The organism is Psychrobacillus sp. FSL K6-4046 (assembly GCF_038624605.1).
Taxonomy (GTDB): domain Bacteria; phylum Bacillota; class Bacilli; order Bacillales_A; family Planococcaceae; genus Psychrobacillus.
Genome location: NZ_CP152020.1, coordinates 488,259 through 506,538 on the forward strand (window position 1 = coordinate 488,259; position 18,280 = coordinate 506,538).

Consider the following 18,280-nt stretch of genomic DNA (forward strand, 5'->3'; position numbering starts at 1 on the left):
GCAGCCATGATGGCTTATCTTTTATACTTGCTCGCTGTTTGTTTATTAAAATAAAAACTGATACCTGTCTCTAAAATAAGACAAGTATCAGCAACTTAGTTATCCTGCATGGGACCATGTAGTAGGGGTTCCTGCTTTTGGGCAGTTTGGAAAAGTAGAGCCAGCCTCTAGAAAAGCTTCATCTCCATCTTCATCCACATAGCGACCGGATGTTAATACTTCCTGCCCTGAGCTGTGGGTATGACTTTCAGAGCGTTTCCAATACGTAACTACTTCCGTGTCGGGACAGGAAGGGAACTTCGAACCTTTTTCTAAAGTTCTAGTACTACCAGACTCACACGTATAATTACCGGTTTCTTCTACGACATCATCTGTTGTATATTCATAAACTTTACTCATCATACATTCCTCCCATATAGAACTGATATCTTATTTAAATAGATACCCTTACAGGCAAATGTAAAAACATTTCTACTAACGTTATTCACATGTGGGTAAGTCAGTTCCAGACATCCTTTGCTATTTGGACTACATGGCGAATTTTTGCCCATTGTTCCTCTTCAGTTAATATGTTTCCTTCCTCAGTAGAAGAAAATCCACATTGAGGACTCAAGCAAAGCTGTTCTTTTGGTACATATTTAGTAGCATCTTCGATGCGAGCTTTAACTAATTCTTCTTCCTCTAGGTCTCCATGCTTAGACGTAATCAGCCCTAGGACAATATTTAAATCCTTTCGATTAACATGTCGTAAAGGCTCGAAACCACCAGAGCGCTCATCGTCAAATTCTAAAAATAAACCATCCACATGTAATCCACCGAATATAGTTTCTGATACTAACTCATAGCTTCCGCTTGTAATATAAGTGGATCGGAAATTTCCCCGACAAATATGCATGGTCACTAGCATATCGGCTGGTCTTTTAGAAATAGACTCATTAATAGCCCTTGCAGAAAGGGATAAGGCTTGCTCTAGCGATAACCCCCTGTCCTTTAAGGAAGCGAGGCCTTCCTCGGAAAAGGAGGTAGCCCATGAAGTATCATCAATCTGAAGATAAAGACAGCCCTCATCGTAAATTGCCTGGATAAACCCTTGATAAGCTGTGATTAAGTCAGAAAATAATTCCTCATCATTGTTATACACACCTTCCTCAATTGCAGCTCGGTAATAAAGCATGTTCGGACTAGGAATAGTAAATTTTACAACAGCATCCCCAGCTGCTTCTTTTAAAAACTTGAAATGCTCAATCATGTAATGGGTACTAAAGCCAATCTTTCCTGTCACCTTAATACCATGAGCTTTTGTTTGCACCCCTTTAAATGATAGTCCTTGATCGGTTTCATAAAATTCCACGCCATCTAGTCCGCTTAAAAAATCGAAATGCCACCATTTTCGACGAAATTCTCCATCTGTGATAGAAAGTAATCCAGCTTCCTTCTGTTTTTCTATGAGTTTAATAATCTCTTCATTTTCCACTTGAGTTAGCTGCTCTTGGGAAATTTCTTTTTGTTCAAATTGAGCCCTTGCTTGCTTTAAACGTTCCGGTCTCAGGAAGCTTCCAACGTGATCTGCTTTGAAAGGTGCTTTTACAAGTAATTGATTTGTCATATTAAATTCCTACCTTCTATTTATATTATGTTGCGATTACTACTGTCTATAAAATCAAATAAAAAGAGGGCTCGCTTCATAAGAAGAGAACCCTCAATATATATTGAAGTCATTCTTCTTATCTTCAAGACTTAATGTCTATTGGATTTAGCACCACACCTAAAAGGCTGGTTGCTGAGACATCATAGGGCCAATCCCTCCGTCTCTCTTGATAAGAAATAAAATATTAAATTATCTAAATATAATAAAAATAAGTTTAACATGGGCTTTAAACAATTTCAAGGGCTACCTTACTTAGGGATAGCTACCCAGTGACCGTCGGATACCTCTACCAGCTCAGAATTCTTTAATTGATACTTGTCAGTAACATTAGACTCTTCCATGAGCACACGCTTTTTCTTGGCCTCTACTTTTGGGTCAGGGATTGGAATGGCTGCTAAGAGAGACTTAGTGTACGGATGCTGTGGATTAGTATAAAGCTCCTCACTTTCTGCTAGCTCTACAATTTTTCCAGAATACATGACAGCAACGCGATCACTTATATGTTTTACCATGGACAGGTCATGTGCGATAAATAAGTATGTCAGGCCTAGTCTGTGCTGTAAATCCTCCAAAAGCTCTACAATCTGTGCTTGTATAGAAACATCTAAAGCCGATAGAGGTTCGTCACAGACGATAAAATCAGGCTCAACCGCAAGTGCTCGAGCGATACCTATACGTTGTCGCTGTCCACCAGAGAACTCATGTGGATAACGTAATGCATGCGAGGGCTCTAAGCCTACCAATTCTAGTAATTCCTCTACCCGCTTCTTTCTCTCCTCTGCATTTTTGCTCAGACGATGAATATCTAATGCCTGCCCAATAATGTCTAGCACCTTTAAACGAGGGTTTAAGGAAGAGTAGGGGTCCTGGAAGATGATTTGCATATGCCGACGCATCGTTTTAAGCTCATTTTTACTTAAACGATTAATGGCCATTCCTTGATATAGCACATCTCCATCTGTAGGCTCATGCAATCGAAGAATCGTCCGACCGGTAGTAGATTTACCTGAGCCTGATTCTCCTACAAGACCAAGAGTTTCCCCGGGCTTTATAAAGAAGCTAATATCGTCAACCGCTTTTAAGACATTCCCGCGACTTACTTGAAAATGTTGTTTTAAAGATTTAACTTCCAGCAGTGGCTTTCCATTTTCTAATCCAATAGAACGAAGAGGAAGTTTCTTCGGCTTTTTCTTCTCGTCTAAACGAGGTAAGGCATTTAATAGTTTTTTCGTATAGTCATGCTTTGGGTTAGCAAAAATTTCTTCGGTAGTTCCTGTTTCAACGATTTCTCCATTTTTCATCACAGCTACACGGTCACACATTCCAGCGACAACTCCAAGGTCATGAGTAATTAAAATAATAGAGGTCCCAAAGCGCTTCTGCATATCCTTCATTAAATTTAGTATTTGAGCTTGAATGGTCACGTCTAACGCAGTAGTTGGCTCATCTGCAATAAGTAGAGTAGGCTTACATGCTAAAGCAATGGCAATCATAACTCTTTGACGCATACCACCAGAAAACTCATGCGGATATTGGTTATAACGTTCTTCACTATTTTTAATTCCTACAAGCTTGAGTATCTCAATAGCTTGTGCCTTTCCCTCTTTTTTCGAGAGCTTTTGGTGCTTAATAAGGCTTTCTGCTATTTGAACGCCGATACGAATGGTTGGATTTAAAGAGGTCATTGGATCCTGAAAAATCATACTGATATCTCTTCCTCTAATAGCTTCCATTTCCTTCTCTGTCTTTGTGTGGAGTTGTTCCCCTAAAAACTCAATGGAACCATTTTTCATGAAGGAAGGAGGAGAAGGTAAAAGGCGCATAATGGAACGGGCCGTGACACTTTTTCCACTTCCAGATTCTCCGACTATGCCCAATGTTTCTCCTTTTTTAACCTCAAAGCTAACACCTCGAACAGCCTCGAATTCATTGTCATTTGTTAAAAAGGAAATCTGTAAATCCTCTACTTTTAAAATAGTTTCCATGAAAACCACCTATCTGAATGAAATCTTCGTATTGTTTATGATTCATGCTCTGTTGTTAGAGAGCGTATATTTAAAGTAATATGAGCGGTTTCTACAAAAAAGAAGACTAAACACGCACATTAGTGGCGCATTTAACCCTACTCTAAATAGACTAAATAATTTGCGTTGACTTAATGGTAGTTCGAATCTATACTATACTATACCACTCGGATTTATACAATATGGAGAGGGGGGATTTAGTATGGGAAGAAAACTTTCTTCCAACGCATTTAGTTTTACCTACGGAAGACTACAACATCATTCCTTCTATAGTATTTTGTTATTTTTACTTGGTTTGCCGGTTCATGTCATTACTTTTATACTCTTTTACTTAAAAAAACAGAAGGATCCTCATTCTTCCTTAAAAAGTGATTTAAAGTCTGCACTTGAGACAAGGGGAGTGCGAGAGGAACTGTACGAAGAGTATAAGGAACAATATGAACGAAAGCATGCCTTTTTTAATGAAAAAATTAATAAAGAAAAAATGACGGCGGAAGTAAATAAACTAGTAGAAGATCGAATAGAAAAGCTTGTATCTACTGAAATGGAAGAAATACATCAGTTAAAAGGCACGAAGCCTCTTACTTATACATCCTATTTTCAAAGTCTGTTAGAAAATACAACATTTCTCATTATTTCATTTATACCAGGCTTACTGATGTACCTTTTGTTAGGTATATATAGTAATGCGTTCAGTAAATTTATTTTTGAGAGACTTATTATGAGTGTCTTTGTGATAACGGGTGTTTCCATTCTAGTATTTACTATTTTATACCTGTCACCATTTGATCCAGCTGCCAATCTTTTAGGGGAAAGTGCAACGAAGGATCAGATTGCTGCATTCAACCAAATGCACGGGTTAGACTTACCTTATTTACATCAGTTATGGAATTCGGTAAAAGGTATCGTAACATTTGATTTAGGAGCATCCTTTACGGGAAATGAAGATGTCGCTACAAGTATTGCAAACAAGTTTCCAGTTACGCTAATGATTGCTATCTTTTCTTTAGTGATGGCTGTAGTGATCGCGATCCCAGTAGGAATCATATCTGCAACAAGACAAAACTCGTTCTTAGATTATTCCTTTATGTTCATTGCTTTGATCGGCTTGTCCATCCCTAACTTTTGGCAAGGGCTTATCTTCATCTTGAACTTTTCTATTAAGCTACAATGGCTTCCTGCAACCTATAGTCCTCAAAACTATTTGTCGATTATTATGCCTGTAGTTGTGCTCGGAACAGGTCTTACTGCTTCGGTAGCGAGAATGACACGTTCATCCGTATTAGAAATTATAAATGAGGATTATATAATTACTGCAAAAGCAAAAGGCTTAAACCAACGCCAAGTGCTTTGGAAGCATGCAATAGGAAATGCAATGATTCCAATCATTACGGTTATCGGTCTACTGTTTGGTGGAATGCTAGGTGGAGCAGCTGTTACAGAGAAAGTATTCAATATTAGTGGTATTGGGAGTTATATTGTCGACAAACAGTTTATACCCGATATCCCAGCCATTATGGGTGGAGTTATTTATATTGCAATAACCATTTCCTTAGTGAACGTGCTCATCGACATTTTATATGCATTTTTTGATCCGCGTATAAAATCTAAGATGAAGCAACTGTAAGAAGTAGGTGTAAAAGTGGTATCTAAAAAACAACATGCACTAAAGCTGTCACGAGAATATACTCAGGCAAACTTTGCTGGAGTATTATCTCTTCTACTGACAATAGTTTTATTGTTTAATAGCTTTAATTTTGATATGGGTACGTTAAAGCCAATTGCTAGTAGTGTTTCAGCTATATATGCATTTTTTACAGCGATTCAGTATTTTATAATCTGGAGAATGAAGCGAGAGCTTTTGAGTTTAGGGCATTTAAAAAATGCTACTAGAAGGCTTGGCTATGTCCAAGTAACCGCTCTATTAACTGGTAATATCTTCATAGCATCATTCGGTTTTAATTTGATCAAGGAGAAGAAAACACCAGAATACACATTCAGCATTTGGATGATTTTCACCCAGCTGTTTATTCTAGTTATTTCTGCATTAAATCTCTTTAAACCCTATGTGTCGGACACTTTTTTACCCGCAATGGGTGCTTTACTCGTCATTTTAATTATCCAAGTGTTTACTTTGGTGGCTGTAGCTAGGTATGTCAGTGATGAAGGCGCGCCTGGGTGGATGCAAGGCTTAGCGATTGTATTAATTATCACTTCGTTGACAGGTAATATTTTCAACTTACTGCTTGGCGTTAGCTTAATCATTAAAACGCGTAGTAACAGTCTGTCACGAATAGTGAAGTGGAACACAATGTGGGATAAAATCACTCGTAATTCTACAGCTATACTAGGAATGTTCTTTATCGTTCTTATGTTCGCGTTATCAGTGTCTAGCCGTTTTACTTTTGACTATGATATGGCAGTAGAGAATAACTATGAGGCACTGCTTCAGTCGCCAAGCTTGGAATATCCGTTCGGTACAGATAATTATGGCAGAGATGTATTTTCTCGAATTATCTTCGGGGCGAGAATTTCTCTAATTGTAGGCTTTGCTTCTACGTTAATACCATTCATAGTGGGAGGGGCATTAGGAGCATTGGCTGGATATTACAGCAAACGTACAGATAACATCATTATGCGTTTGCTTGATATTTTGTACGCAATTCCAGGGATATTACTTGCCATTGCAATTATTGCAGCATTCGGAGCAAATACTACGAATCTTATACTAGCTTTGAGTGTTGGTTCTATTCCGACATATGCTCGAACAATGCGAGCGAATGTGATGATGGTCTCGAATTACGAATATGTAGATTCTGCCCGGGCTTTAGGGGCTTCCAATCTATCGATCATCTTTAAGCAAATTGTTCCAAATTCCCTTGCACCTATGATTGTCAAAGCTACACTTACAATAGGTACAGCAGTAATTGCAACGAGTAGCTTGAGCTTCTTAGGTCTTGGAGTAGAGCCACATATACCTGAATGGGGCAATATTTTAAAAATAGGTAGTACTTATTTAGAGTCTAATTCCTATTTGGCGATTATACCTGGCCTTGCAATTATAGGTCTCGTATTATCTTTTAACTTTTTAGGCGATGGACTTAGAGATGCATTTGATCCGAGAATGGATTAAAGCAAGCTCAACAAGGAGGAAAAAGTAATGAAGAATACAAAAGCATTATTGGCTTTATTGTTAACGCTAGTTTTAATATTGGCAGGTTGTGTAAACACAAAATCAGACGTAGATAAAGCAACAGACAAATCTGATTCTAAAACAGAGCAGGGTAAGGTAGTAATTGAGCTGTTAGGGATGAGCACTGGGGAAGCGGACATGAATATTGTACGTGACCAGTTAATCAAAAATGGCTTCGATGTGAAATTAAATATTCAACCAGACTACGGTAGCTTCACTGCGCAAAAAGATGCAGGAAACTATGATTTAGCTTTATCTAGCTGGACGACTGTAACGGGTAACCCCGACTATGCAGTACGTGCGCTTTTTAAAACAGACGGTGATAACAGCATTATGTCTGACAAAAAAATCGATGAGCTGATTGAAGAGGCTAGCACAGAAACACCGGAAGAGTACACAAAAACATATAAAGAGTTCGAGGATCTTTTAGTCCTAGAAAAAGCATATATTGCACCGTTATATAATTCTTTTAAAGCGCAAGGAGTAAATAAAGAAGTATTGAATGCGGATACTGTGAGATTGGCTAAATCTCGTGCAATCGCTTGGGAAACAATTGACTTTGTAGATGCTTCTAAAAGAGATTCTGCACCACTGATCATGCAACAGGGAATGGCATCCTTAACTTCATTAGATCCTATTAAAGGAAATGATGGTTCTATTAATACACTAAATACAAATATGTACGTTCGTTTAGTTAACTTAACAGACGATGATAAAGTAGTTTCCGACGGTTCTCTTTCATTGAACCATGCAATCGCAGATGGCAATAAAGATTATTACTTCTTACTAAGAGATGATATTAACTTTGCAGCAGTAACAGATAAAAAAGCAGTTGATACGGGAGAACGCGTAGGGGCAGAGGATGTCGTATTCTCGATGAACCGTGCAAAAGACAGCAAATCAGTTCCAGACCATCGCACATATAGCTTACACGAAAGCATGGAAAAGATTGAAATCGTATCAGATCTTTCAGAGCTTGATGTGAAGCAATCTGGCAGTGATATTACAGTGAAGGAAGCTTTAGAAAATAATGTGGATACAGCAATTTCAGAGCTAGTGACAGATAAAACACAAGCAGATGCAGCTAAAGGGAAATACCAAGTAGTTAAAATTACAACGACTAATCCATTCCCACAAGTTTTAAATTATTTGGCTCATCAATCTGCAGGGATTGTGTCTAAAAAACAAGTAGAGAGCATCAACACTTACGATGTTGCTACCTTCGATGTAAACAAAGATATTCCTTACGGGGATCAAAATACAGTAACGGAAGGTGCTTCTTACAATAATACGTTATATGCTAGTGGGCCTTACATCTTATCCCACAAAAATGATTATGAGGCAGTATTCGTAAAAAACCCAGCTTATATGCAAGGAACTGAAAACGAGCCGAAGATTGCAAACGTAACCGTTCGTTTCATTGCAGATGCAGATAGCGCGCTATCGGCTCTTCGCAACGGAGAGATTCATATATTTAATGGAGTTCCTGAAACAAAATACAAATTAGTAGAAGATGATAGCAAGCTAACTCTTCAGAAAAACGATAGCAATGCTGTAAGTTATCTGCTATTTAATACAAAAGGTCGTGATGTATCAGAAAGCGAATCTTTACGTAAAGCGATTCTGTACTCGATCAACCAGGATGAAATCATTAACTATTACCAAGGAAACAAGAAAAAAGCAGTATCAACTGTAAGTCCTCTTGTAGAAACGGGTAACGAGCTTAAGGCAGATGCTGCTAAGGTAAATGAGTACTTAGAGGCTTTTAAAGCAGGTAAATAAATAATATTAAAAGGCATACTCGTGTAAGCGGGTATGCCTTTTTTGTTAACTTTATTTTTAAAATTGAGCTAGAATATTTTTTCCTAGCTCATGTTCCTTTAATATTGTCTTTGACTAACGCAACAGTTAGTTTAGGCGTAACATTTCAAAAAAAACTAAGCTCATGAAAAATCAACTCTAGCTTTTAACAGAGCCTTTTAAATTTACGCGTGTAAAAGAACTCAAGACTCTTTTCAAAAAAGGTTTTCGGACTTTCTTTTTTCTAGATAGGTAGTTATGTCCTAATTTAGATTGTCTTACTTCCTTTTCCAAGTCAGCCATCCGTTGCTTTGCATATTCTATATCATTAATCGTAATCATTATTTTTCTCCTTAAGGAGAAGTCCAATTATATTGTTAAGGTGTGGCTAGCACCATTCCTGTTAGCCACTTTTACTTAAATAGTGTGTTGGCAACTCCAATTTATTTTTACCTACAAATTTATTAATCTGCTTATCACTCTTTTTTGATATCATCATTTCTTTTCCTCCTTCATTTATTATTTTTCCGATTAAACCAATAGCATCATTTTAGTCGACTGGGGTTTTCTCTCCCCAACCATTGCTATCCACTTTCGAGAGATTCCTTTTTTAATAACTTTCTTCGCTGTTCCATGATCATCATCACCAGCACTCCTTTTCTTATTATTTTGTTTATATATGCAACACGCAATGCGTGAAAACACCAAAGTTTTTAAAAATGCACAAAAAAGAGCACACGCTTCTTTACATAAGCGTGTGCTCATAGAAAAAAACGGCATAACATGCCGTCAGTATTAATTATTTACAAATAAAATAATTAGCGGTTGGGCACGAAATCACTATACGAATATTTTTTGAAGTTTTAAATGTAGTCATTTTCCGTACCTCCATTTCTAATTTGAATATCTAACTACTTGAGGATATCATTGTTTATTTCTGAATGTCAACATATTTCTGAATATTATGTACAAGATTGTATCTCAGTAGCTTCACATCCCAATTTGTTGCTGATTATTTTTCTACTAATATCCACCGATTAAATCCTATTTTTTTTCACATAGGATAAGCTATATTTTGTCCTAAAAGATACGAGTGTATTACGGAGACTAAACATTAACAAATCTTTTTCGATCAAGCTATTATCCTCCTTCAAATATATAAGCTTACAAAGACCCACGTGTCCTCTTCGGCTATTTGAAATATTTTTAGAAAAATTCAAACTTTGGGTGTTTGGGAATCGTTTACTATATAGAGAGAGGAGCTTGCGATTTTGTTGACTGTTTATGAACTAAGAGAATTGATGTTTCAATATACAGAGCCTTTAATACGTTTAGCTTATGGTTATGTAAAGGATCTTCAAGCGGCAGAAGATATTGTACAAGAAGTTTTCATCAAGTTTTATCATCAGAATTATTATGAAGAACGTGGTGAGCTAAAAGCTTATTTAATGAAGATGACTGTTAATAAAAGCAAAGACTATTTAAAAAGTTGTACCTATCGGAAAGTTCGCATACAGAGCAAAATCTTCTCAACAACAGGCAAACAAAATGTGGACGAATTCGTGAAAAAAGATGAAGAAGCCATTATTGGGGATGCAATTCTTGAACTGCCCTTAAAACATAGGGAAGTTCTCATACACTTTTATTTTAATGAAATGACAATTTCGGAAGTAGCACATTTATTATCCATTCCTGAAAGTACAGTAAAAACTCGGTTAAGTCGTGGAAGAGACCTATTAAGAAATCGACTGAAAGGAATAGAATGGGAGGCGCTATTAAATGAATAAATTTATCCCAACTAAAATGCGAGATTTAACCGAAAGTAAACAACGGGTGATGCAAAATGTAGTAAGTGAGATTGAAAACAACTCGAAACGACCAAAACATCAATGGCGATTTGTTGCGGTTTCTTTTGTTTTACTAATGTGTACAATCCTTTTTATCTTAAATATTAAAAATGAACTGCCCTCAAACAAGCTACAGGCTACATCAGAGCAACGTTTTGATTTAACAAAGCCTTCATTCATAGAGGAACGAGGAATCCTTTATCTGCAGGGTATAACGTTAGGTGACTCTCATAAAAAGGTTATAGGGGTCTTAGGCGAAAATTATTCAATTATACAAGAGGAAGATAGCAAAGCAGACCTCATCATGGACTACGACGGTCAGGCCAAATTCTACTTCGATGATGATAAATTGAATTCAGCAGTTTTCATGAATGTAGATAAAAACTATTTCAACCAAGTATTTAAAGATTACGATGGATTTAAATTTTTCACATTTATTTATACAGACTATGATGGTCATTATTTCTACTCGAATGAGACAAAACAAATAATAGAAGCCATAACGGGGACTTCTGAAGGGAAATTACAATTATCCTTGTCCTATAACGATCCGAATTACCTAAATGCTGAATATCTATATAGGATAGAAAAGAAACTTAATAATCAACGCCATTCTCCATCAAGCATTAAAATAGATTTAGTTAATCCAACAATCTTCGAGGAGCAAGGTCACCTTCACCTTAATGGAGTAACATTGGGTGACTCATCATCAGAAGTAATTGAACGCTTTGGTAATAATTATCTAATCGGTCGAGTGGATGGAGGTGGCTCCGACTTCGTTTTAGATTATGGTAAGCAAGCGAGCTTCTCTTTTTACGAAGATAAACTAATATCAGTAGCACTAACAAAAGTTGATAAAGACTACTTTGATCGATTATTTAATGGCTATGAAGGATTTAAATTTGTTTCTGCTTCTAGTGAAGACGATAAGATTCGTTTTATCTACTCGAAAAAGACGAATAACATAATAAAAGCAACAACACAAACTCCTAACCAGGAGCTACATCTCTATCTATCGAATTCTGATCCTAGCCTCTATGAAATTCCAAATTTTCTTGAAGCGATGGAACAATATCCAGATTAATTTTTACACTATCTCTTTTACTGGTAACGTATGTAAGTATCCAATTATTATTTCTGCATATAAAAAAGGCACCTGGTTTCTACGATCCAGTTGCCTTTTTCAATAATTATCAACAATAGCTTAGAAGAAAAAATAAAGTATGAGCACAATTACACCTAAAATAATGGAAAGCCATCCTACAATAAGCTGCTTGTAGTGATACAATGCTACAAATCCTAAAACAATAGCAGCTAAACCTAGCCAAATTGGGTAGAAGAAAAAGCCTACAATTGCTAGCACGATACCAAGAAGCCCTATCCATAAGCCTGCGTTATTAACCATTTTACACCCTCCTTTTCTTATTTATGAGAACGAACTACACAGCTGTTCTTATAAACTAGTATATGAGGGGGGGACTAAGACTGTTGAGCAATTTGCTAGGGGTTCTCTAGTAAGAACAGAAATAGGTCTACCGAGGGAGCAGGGTACTGAAAGGGTCTAGTGCGTGTGATATTAAATAGACGAGCTTTCTAGTTTTTGGATATAAAAAGAACTGAAGACAAAACTCTTGGAGTTAGTCTTCAGTCTGTAAAGATAGACTTCTATTATTTCCCGCCTAAAAGGTCAAAAAGGCCACCAGTTATACTTCCTTCTCCTTTAGATCCTCCACCTGGTGTTTGGGGAGCAGCAGCAAACACTCGACTCGCTAAACGGCTAAATGGAAGGGATTGAATCCATACTGTTCCAGGGCCACGTAGAGTTGCGAAGAATAATCCTTCACCGCCAAATAGAGCTGTTTTAACTCCTTTAACCATCTCAATGTTATAGTCAACATCTGAAGTCATAGCTACTAGGCAACCCGTGTCCACTCGTAATACTTCCCCAGGTCGTAAAACTTTTTGGTGTATCGTTCCTCCAGCATGAACAAATGCTAGACCGTCTCCTTCGAGCTTTTGCATGATGAATCCTTCACCGCCAAAGAATCCAGTACCTAACTTACGTTGGAATTCAACTCCAACGGAAACTCCTTTAGCTGCGGCCAAAAATGCATCCTTTTGGCAAATAATTTTTCCTCTATACTCGCTTAAATCCATTGGGATTATTTTTCCCGGATAAGGGGAGGCGAAGGAAACGTGTTTTTTACCGCTACCTACGTTAGTAAAAGTAGTCATAAACAGACTCTCACCTGTTATTAACCGTTTCCCTGCGCCCATTAACTTACCCATAATCCCACCGCCACTACCCCCGGAGCCATCTCCAAAGATAGTTTCCATAGAAATGCCATCCTCCATCATCATTAAGCTGCCAGCCTCAGCTACAACCGTTTCCTGTGGATCCAGTTCAATTTCAACAAACTGCATATCGTCCCCATACAACTTGTAATCTATTTCATGATTATTCATTCTTTTTTCCTCCTCGGTGTAATTAAATAACTATACGAATGATAAAATAAAAGGTTCCTGTTTTTTTATAGAGCAACACCTTCATTACGACATGTCGAAGCTACTTATAGGCTTTTGTATTCGTAGTTTATTGTTATCCTGCATTGTAGTTCAGTTTTATAAAGGAACTTTTATTAAATTTTTCTTAATTTTTAAATTTTTTAAAGGGTTTTATTAGTAATTATAGAATTTATTATATATGTAAACGTTTTCAATTTTAAGAGAGAGAGGTAAGGATATGAAACTAACAAATTTTATTAACGGAAAATGGCAAGAGGGAGAGGCTTCATACACTGCTGTTTTAAATCCAGCAAACGGTGAGCAACTAGCAGAAGTAAGGATGTCTACAAAAGAGGATGTAGACGCTGCAGTAGAGGCTGCAGTGCAGGCACAAAAGAAATGGGCATTAGTTCCGGCTCCAAAACGAGCGGACTATTTATATGAAATTGGTAGACTGATGAAAGAAAGGAAAGAACACCTAGCTCAAGTACTGACAAAAGAGATGGGGAAGGTGATAGAAGAAGGTCGTGGAGAAGTACAGGAAGGAATTGATATGGCCTTTTATATGGCAGGTGAAGGAAGAAGACTTTTTGGAGAAACGACCCCTTCTGAGCTTGCAGACAAGTTTGCTATGAGTGTTCGTGCACCAATTGGTGTTGTTGGACTGATTACACCATGGAATTTCCCAGTGGCTATTGCTACGTGGAAGTCGTTTCCAGCTTTAGTTGCGGGCAACGCATTTATTTGGAAGCCTGCTACAGAGACACCAATGATGGCGTTTGAGATGGCTAAAATATTTGAAGAGGTTGGTCTGCCAAGTGGCGTGGCAAACGTCGTATTTGGTTCCGGATCAGAGGTGGGAACTGCAATGATTGAGCATAAAGATGTAAAGGTTATTTCGTTTACTGGCTCAACAGATACGGGAAGTAAGGTAGCTGAGCTTGGCGGAAAGCACATAAAGAAGGTTTCCTTAGAAATGGGCGGAAAAAATGCTGTCATCGTTATGGAGGATGCAGATTTAAATCTTGCAGTAGACGGAATTCTTTGGAGTGCCTTTGGTACAGCTGGACAGCGCTGCACAGCATGTAGTCGAGTGATTGTGCATAAAGATGTGAAGAAGGAACTGGAAAAAATGCTTCTAGAAAGAATGGAGAAGTTAACAATTGGTGACGGAATGGACGAAACAGTCAAGGTTGGTCCAGTTATTAACAAGGATGCATTAGAGAAAATCCACTCCTACATTCAAATTGGAAAAGAGGAGGGGGCTAACCTTGTTGTAGGTGGTAATATCCTTCAAGATGGGGATTTAGCTAAAGGAAATTACTATGCTCCCACTCTTTTTACAGATGTGAAACCAGATATGAGAATTGCTCAAGAAGAAATCTTCGGACCGGTTGTTTCATTAATTGAAGTGGAATCATTGGAAGAAGCAATAGAAGTAAACAATGGAGTGAAATTCGGGTTGTCCAGTTCTATTTTCTCTAGAGATATCAATAAAATATTTAGAGCTCAACGAGATTTAGATACGGGGATTGTCTATGTTAATGCTGGAACAACGGGTGCTGAGATACATCTTCCGTTTGGAGGAACAAAGGGTACAGGGAATGGCCACAGAGATTCTGGAGTTGCGGCGCTAGATGTTTATACAGAGTGGAAGAGTATTTATATAGATTACAGCGGGAAGCTACAAAGAGCTCAAATAGACACAGAATAAGGGGGAAGTCGATATGAAGGTAGCTGTATTAGGTGCAGGTTTAATGGGGAAGGAAGCAGCAAGAGATTTAATCTTGAGTCCAAATGTGGAGAAAGTATATTTATGTGATTTGGACGTTGGGCAGGCCAATATGTTTAAGGAAAAAATGCAAAACTCTAAGATTGAGGTTTTAAGGCTAGATGCAAATGACGATGCCAACTTAATAGAAGTGATGAAAAAGGCAGATGTCGTGATCAATGCACTGTTTTACTCATTCAATGAGAAAGTGGCTAGAACCGCAGTCGAAGTAGGAGTGCACTCTATTGACCTTGGTGGTCATATTGGAGGTGCTACAGATGCTGTGCTTTCGTTAGATGAAAAGGCGCAAGCGAAAGGGGTAACGATTATTCCAGACTTAGGAGTAGCTCCGGGGATGATCAATATTCTTGCAGGCTATGGTGCTAGTAAATTAGATGAAGTGACAGATATTCACCTGTATGTTGGAGGAATACCTGTAGAACCAGAAGGGATATTCAAATATAATATCGTGTTTTCTTTAGAAGGAGTATTTGATCACTATACCGATCCTTCTCATGTAATAAGAAATGGTCAATTAGAGGAAATAGACTCTTTAACAGAGGTTGAGCCAATCCAGTTTGACGGATATGAGGAACTGGAAGCGTTCCATACAGCAGGGGGGACGTCCACTCTAACTAAATCATTTCCTGACGTTCAAACATTAGAATATAAGACAATTCGCTATAAAGGCCATGCAGAGAAATTTAAGCTGTTGGTAGATTTAGGTCTTACGGATAAAAATAAAACAGTCAACGCTGGAGGAAATATTGTAAACGTTCGAGAGGTCCTGAAAGAAGTGCTGACACCGTCCCTTCTCCTAGGCGATAAAGAGGACGCAGTGCTACTAAGAGTTATCGTTAAAGGTGAAAAGGATGGAAATGAAACAATTTACACGTATGAAATGGCAACTCAAAAGGATCCTTTATCTGGTGAAACTGCTATGGCTCGTGCCACTGCAAATACCATTTCAGTTGTTGCACAAATGATTGGCAATGGTGTTATTACAAAACCAGGCGTGTCTACACCGGAGCTAATTGTACCAGGTGAATTATATATTAAGGAAATGTCTGCTAGAGGCGTTGAGATAAAAGAATATGTAACAAGAGGTGAAACAGTTTGAATTTTGAATTCTCTGAGGAGCAGGTGCTTCTACGAAAAACAGTAAGACAATTTGTTGATAACGAGATTATTCCTCACATTGCAGAGTGGGAGGCAAAAGGGGCATTTGACCCTATCATTTGGGAGAGACTTGCTAGCTTAGGATTAATGGGAGTATGTATTCCAGAGCAGTATGGCGGAAGTGGCATGGACTATAATTCTCTTGCTATAGTTTGTGAAGAGCTAGAAAGAGGAGACACCGCTTTTCGAACGGCTGTCTCCGTTCATACAGGCTTAAACTCCATGACCATACTACAATGGGGTACTGAGGAGCAAAAGAAAAAATACCTGGAGCCTCAAGCTAAGGGAGAAAAAATCGGTGCGTTTGGACTGACTGAGCCTGGAGCAGGTTCAGATGTAGCAGCGATGTCGACAGTTGCCGTTGCAGAAGGAGATCATTATATTTTAAATGGACAAAAAACATGGATTTCTTTATGTGATGCGGCTGATCATTTTATAGTTTTTGCTTATACGGACAAGGCTAAAAAACACCACGGGATCAGTGCATTCATTGTTGAGCGCACAATGCCGGGCTTTTCCTCTAAAGCGATTAAAGGAAAGTATGGCATAAAATCGGGGAATACCGGTGAAATTTTCTTTGAAAATATGAAAGTTCCAAAGGAAAATCTATTAGGAGAAGAAGGCGAAGGTTTTAAAATTGCTATGTCGGCTTTAGATAATGGTAGATTTACTGTAGCTGCTGGAGCAGCAGGTCTTTCACTTGCTTGTCTTGAAGCGAGTGTTAAGTATGCTAAAGAGCGTGAAACCTTTGGTAAGGAAATTGGACGGCACCAGCTTGTACAGCAAATGATCGCTAAGATGGAAGCCGGCCTTCAAATGAGTCGCCTGCTAGTTTATCGTGTTGGTGAGCTAAAGAACAAAGGAGTCCGGAATACACGAGAGACCTCCTTGGCAAAATGGCAAGCTTGTGATTTTGCAAATAAAGCTGCAGATGATGCGGTTCAAATCCACGGTGCTTATGGATATTCAGATGAATACCCGGTAGCTCGTTACTTAAGGAATTCAAAGGCTCCTGTCATTTATGAAGGAACAAGAGAAATCCATACCGTTATGCAAGCGGAATATGTGCTAGGTTATCGAGAAGATAAAAAATTGAACAAAATGCTTCCAAAATGGCCTTTTGAAGAATAACAAAAAAGGGGATTAGGTTATCCTCAACAATATACTATTAAGGCAGACCATTTAGTTATTTACTGGTCTGTCTTTTTGATGTATATAAGTTTTAGGTTGAAACCCTCTTAATAATGAATGAAAATTAACGTTAAGATACAAGTAAGAAAAGCATAGATACAAGCTAGGTGAAGGGGGAGATTGGTTGAGTAATTACATAGATTTTCAGTGGAGAGTCACAAAGTACAACCCTGAATTTAGGGATGAAAATGGTTACTATACGTTAAGGGAGGAATGGACTTGTCCTTCTGAAATCGGAAAGACCATTGACGGAAATGAATTCACTTTGAATGAATATCTCCAAGTTGAGGCTGCTTATATTGATTCAGCAATCAAGTTTATAGAGGAAACTAGCCTTGATTCATTGCGAATTTTACAGTTAGAATACACTATTTCAGAAGAAGATACGACATCTCCTTTATACGAAAAAGAATTTGAAACACTGGTTCTTAAAGAAGATGCACTGGTAAACAAAAACGATATACGCTTAATTTGCAAAATGATTTTGAGAAATTTTATATGGTGTCAATTATATAGTAAGAACAATTTCTTTGTACATTTTGGTTGGGATTACTATATGTATATTGGGTCCAAAGTAAATTGTCTTTCCGCTATCGAGTTTGCCTCCAACAATGGATTGTTTGTTGAACAATGTGCGTCACCATATTATTTCTCTGAAGAAGAGACTACAAGGCAAATTCAATGGAGTGAGATTGGGGATGAAACGAAAATAATTGTCGGTGAAGAGGAACTTAAAAATGTTCCACTAAATGAGTATCAGAGGATTTTCGATTTGACCCAAGAACATCCAGTGATTGGCTCTTTTAGTGTAAATAAAAATCAAATAAATTTCTTCCAACCATTTTTGAAGCATAGGATGGATTTTGATAAATATGAGTATAGTTTTTGGGGCGGATATTAAGAAGATTTTGGGACAAAAATCTCCTCCAAATAATAAACCTTGAAAATTTTACAATCTGGTAAAGTTTTTGAGGCTTCTATTTAAATTCCTGAAGTTGTTTTCCGTTCCAGCGGACGCTTTCCGGGGGCACGGCTTCAATCTCCTCGTCGCTTTGCTCCTGCGGGGCTTTTGCGCTCGCTTGTTCCCCCAGGAGTCGCCGCTTCCATTTCAAACAACAAATA

The 18,280-nt window shown here is 37.9% G+C and carries 15 protein-coding genes and 1 riboswitch; of the genes, 9 read left to right on the forward strand and 6 right to left on the reverse strand.

Features of this window, described 5'->3' with window-relative positions; genetic code table 11:
- Positions 1–99: 99 nt before the first annotated feature.
- The 3 genes from MKY09_RS02420 to MKY09_RS02430 form a co-directional block, all read right to left on the reverse strand.
- On the reverse strand, positions 100–402 hold the full coding sequence (locus MKY09_RS02420) for a hypothetical protein (RefSeq protein ID WP_342567486.1): 303 nt from the start codon (positions 400–402) through the stop codon (positions 100–102).
- Positions 403–499: 97 nt separating this feature from the next.
- Entirely contained in the window at positions 500–1,606 is a 1,107-nt protein-coding gene (locus MKY09_RS02425; RefSeq protein ID WP_342567487.1) for a 5-methyltetrahydropteroyltriglutamate--homocysteine S-methyltransferase, read from the reverse strand.
- A 115-nt stretch (positions 1,607–1,721) separates the two neighbouring features.
- Positions 1,722–1,824, reverse strand: a riboswitch (SAM riboswitch).
- Positions 1,825–1,896: 72 nt separating this feature from the next.
- Entirely contained in the window at positions 1,897–3,633 is a 1,737-nt protein-coding gene (locus MKY09_RS02430; RefSeq protein WP_342567488.1) for an ABC transporter ATP-binding protein, read from the reverse strand.
- A 241-nt stretch (positions 3,634–3,874) separates the two neighbouring features.
- Between MKY09_RS02430 and MKY09_RS02435 the strand changes: the two genes are divergently transcribed.
- From MKY09_RS02435 to MKY09_RS02445, 3 genes are read left to right on the forward strand one after another with little or no spacing between them, the layout of a single operon-like run.
- Positions 3,875–5,299: an ABC transporter permease subunit gene (locus tag MKY09_RS02435; RefSeq protein ID WP_342567489.1), complete on the forward strand. Its 1,425-nt coding sequence runs from the start codon at positions 3,875–3,877 to the stop codon at positions 5,297–5,299.
- A 15-nt stretch (positions 5,300–5,314) separates the two neighbouring features.
- Positions 5,315–6,805 carry an ABC transporter permease gene (locus MKY09_RS02440; RefSeq protein WP_251553530.1) on the forward strand — a complete coding sequence of 497 codons (1,491 nt, stop codon included), beginning with the start codon at positions 5,315–5,317 and terminating at the stop codon, positions 6,803–6,805.
- A 27-nt stretch (positions 6,806–6,832) separates the two neighbouring features.
- Positions 6,833–8,647, forward strand: coding sequence for an ABC transporter substrate-binding protein (locus tag MKY09_RS02445; RefSeq protein WP_251553529.1), 1,815 nt, complete (start codon positions 6,833–6,835; stop codon positions 8,645–8,647).
- Positions 8,648–8,824: 177 nt separating this feature from the next.
- On the opposite strand, the gene MKY09_RS02450 is transcribed toward MKY09_RS02445, so the two are convergent.
- Positions 8,825–9,007, reverse strand: coding sequence for a hypothetical protein (locus tag MKY09_RS02450; RefSeq protein WP_342567490.1), 183 nt, complete (start codon positions 9,005–9,007; stop codon positions 8,825–8,827).
- Between the two features lie 929 nt (positions 9,008–9,936).
- On the opposite strand from MKY09_RS02450, the gene MKY09_RS02455 reads away from it, so the two are divergent.
- Together MKY09_RS02455 and MKY09_RS02460 are read left to right on the forward strand one after the other, a co-directional pair.
- Positions 9,937–10,452 carry a sigma-70 family RNA polymerase sigma factor gene (locus MKY09_RS02455; RefSeq protein ID WP_342567491.1) on the forward strand — a complete coding sequence of 172 codons (516 nt, stop codon included), beginning with the start codon at positions 9,937–9,939 and terminating at the stop codon, positions 10,450–10,452.
- Positions 10,445–11,596: a hypothetical protein gene (locus MKY09_RS02460; protein ID WP_342567492.1), complete on the forward strand. Its 1,152-nt coding sequence runs from the start codon at positions 10,445–10,447 to the stop codon at positions 11,594–11,596. Before MKY09_RS02455 ends, MKY09_RS02460 begins: the two co-directional genes overlap by 8 nt.
- A 120-nt stretch (positions 11,597–11,716) precedes the next feature.
- On the opposite strand, the gene MKY09_RS02465 is transcribed toward MKY09_RS02460, so the two are convergent.
- Both MKY09_RS02465 and MKY09_RS02470 read right to left on the reverse strand, forming a co-directional pair.
- Positions 11,717–11,917, reverse strand: a complete 201-nt coding sequence (locus MKY09_RS02465; protein WP_169359023.1) for a C4-dicarboxylate ABC transporter — start codon at positions 11,915–11,917, stop codon at positions 11,717–11,719.
- 263 nt (positions 11,918–12,180) lie between these two features.
- Positions 12,181–12,978, reverse strand: a complete 798-nt coding sequence (locus tag MKY09_RS02470; protein ID WP_169359022.1) for a TIGR00266 family protein — start codon at positions 12,976–12,978, stop codon at positions 12,181–12,183.
- Between the two features lie 277 nt (positions 12,979–13,255).
- Between MKY09_RS02470 and MKY09_RS02475 the strand changes: the two genes are divergently transcribed.
- The 4 genes from MKY09_RS02475 (at position 13,256) to MKY09_RS02490 (ending at position 18,059) form a co-directional block, all read left to right on the forward strand.
- Positions 13,256–14,731: an aldehyde dehydrogenase family protein gene (locus MKY09_RS02475; protein ID WP_342567493.1), complete on the forward strand. Its 1,476-nt coding sequence runs from the start codon at positions 13,256–13,258 to the stop codon at positions 14,729–14,731.
- Between the two features lie 13 nt (positions 14,732–14,744).
- A complete protein-coding gene (locus tag MKY09_RS02480) occupies positions 14,745–15,908 on the forward strand; it encodes a saccharopine dehydrogenase C-terminal domain-containing protein (protein WP_342567494.1) in 1,164 nt (387 codons plus the stop codon).
- Complete coding sequence (locus tag MKY09_RS02485; RefSeq protein WP_342567495.1) at positions 15,905–17,098, forward strand: acyl-CoA dehydrogenase family protein; 1,194 nt, start codon at positions 15,905–15,907, stop codon at positions 17,096–17,098. Before MKY09_RS02480 ends, MKY09_RS02485 begins: the two co-directional genes overlap by 4 nt.
- 184 nt (positions 17,099–17,282) lie before the next feature.
- Positions 17,283–18,059 carry a hypothetical protein gene (locus tag MKY09_RS02490; RefSeq protein WP_342567496.1) on the forward strand — a complete coding sequence of 259 codons (777 nt, stop codon included), beginning with the start codon at positions 17,283–17,285 and terminating at the stop codon, positions 18,057–18,059.
- Positions 18,060–18,280 lie beyond the last annotated feature (221 nt).

Excerpts from the sequence above, each read along its gene's own strand:
- MKY09_RS02420 (WP_342567486.1), bottom strand. The coding sequence starts at position 402 with ATGATGAGTAAAGTTTATGAATATACAACAGATGATGTCGTAGAAGAA.
- MKY09_RS02425 (WP_342567487.1), bottom strand. The coding sequence starts at position 1,606 with ATGACAAATCAATTACTTGTAAAAGCACCTTTCAAAGCAGATCACGTT.
- MKY09_RS02430 (WP_342567488.1), bottom strand. The coding sequence starts at position 3,633 with ATGGAAACTATTTTAAAAGTAGAGGATTTACAGATTTCCTTTTTAACA.
- MKY09_RS02435 (WP_342567489.1), top strand. The coding sequence starts at position 3,875 with ATGGGAAGAAAACTTTCTTCCAACGCATTTAGTTTTACCTACGGAAGA.
- MKY09_RS02445 (WP_251553529.1), top strand. The coding sequence starts at position 6,833 with ATGAAGAATACAAAAGCATTATTGGCTTTATTGTTAACGCTAGTTTTA.
- MKY09_RS02450 (WP_342567490.1), bottom strand. The coding sequence starts at position 9,007 with ATGATTACGATTAATGATATAGAATATGCAAAGCAACGGATGGCTGAC.
- MKY09_RS02460 (WP_342567492.1), top strand. The coding sequence starts at position 10,445 with ATGAATAAATTTATCCCAACTAAAATGCGAGATTTAACCGAAAGTAAA.
- MKY09_RS02465 (WP_169359023.1), bottom strand. The coding sequence starts at position 11,917 with ATGGTTAATAACGCAGGCTTATGGATAGGGCTTCTTGGTATCGTGCTA.
- MKY09_RS02470 (WP_169359022.1), bottom strand. The coding sequence starts at position 12,978 with ATGAATAATCATGAAATAGATTACAAGTTGTATGGGGACGATATGCAG.
- MKY09_RS02475 (WP_342567493.1), top strand. The coding sequence starts at position 13,256 with ATGAAACTAACAAATTTTATTAACGGAAAATGGCAAGAGGGAGAGGCT.
- MKY09_RS02480 (WP_342567494.1), top strand. The coding sequence starts at position 14,745 with ATGAAGGTAGCTGTATTAGGTGCAGGTTTAATGGGGAAGGAAGCAGCA.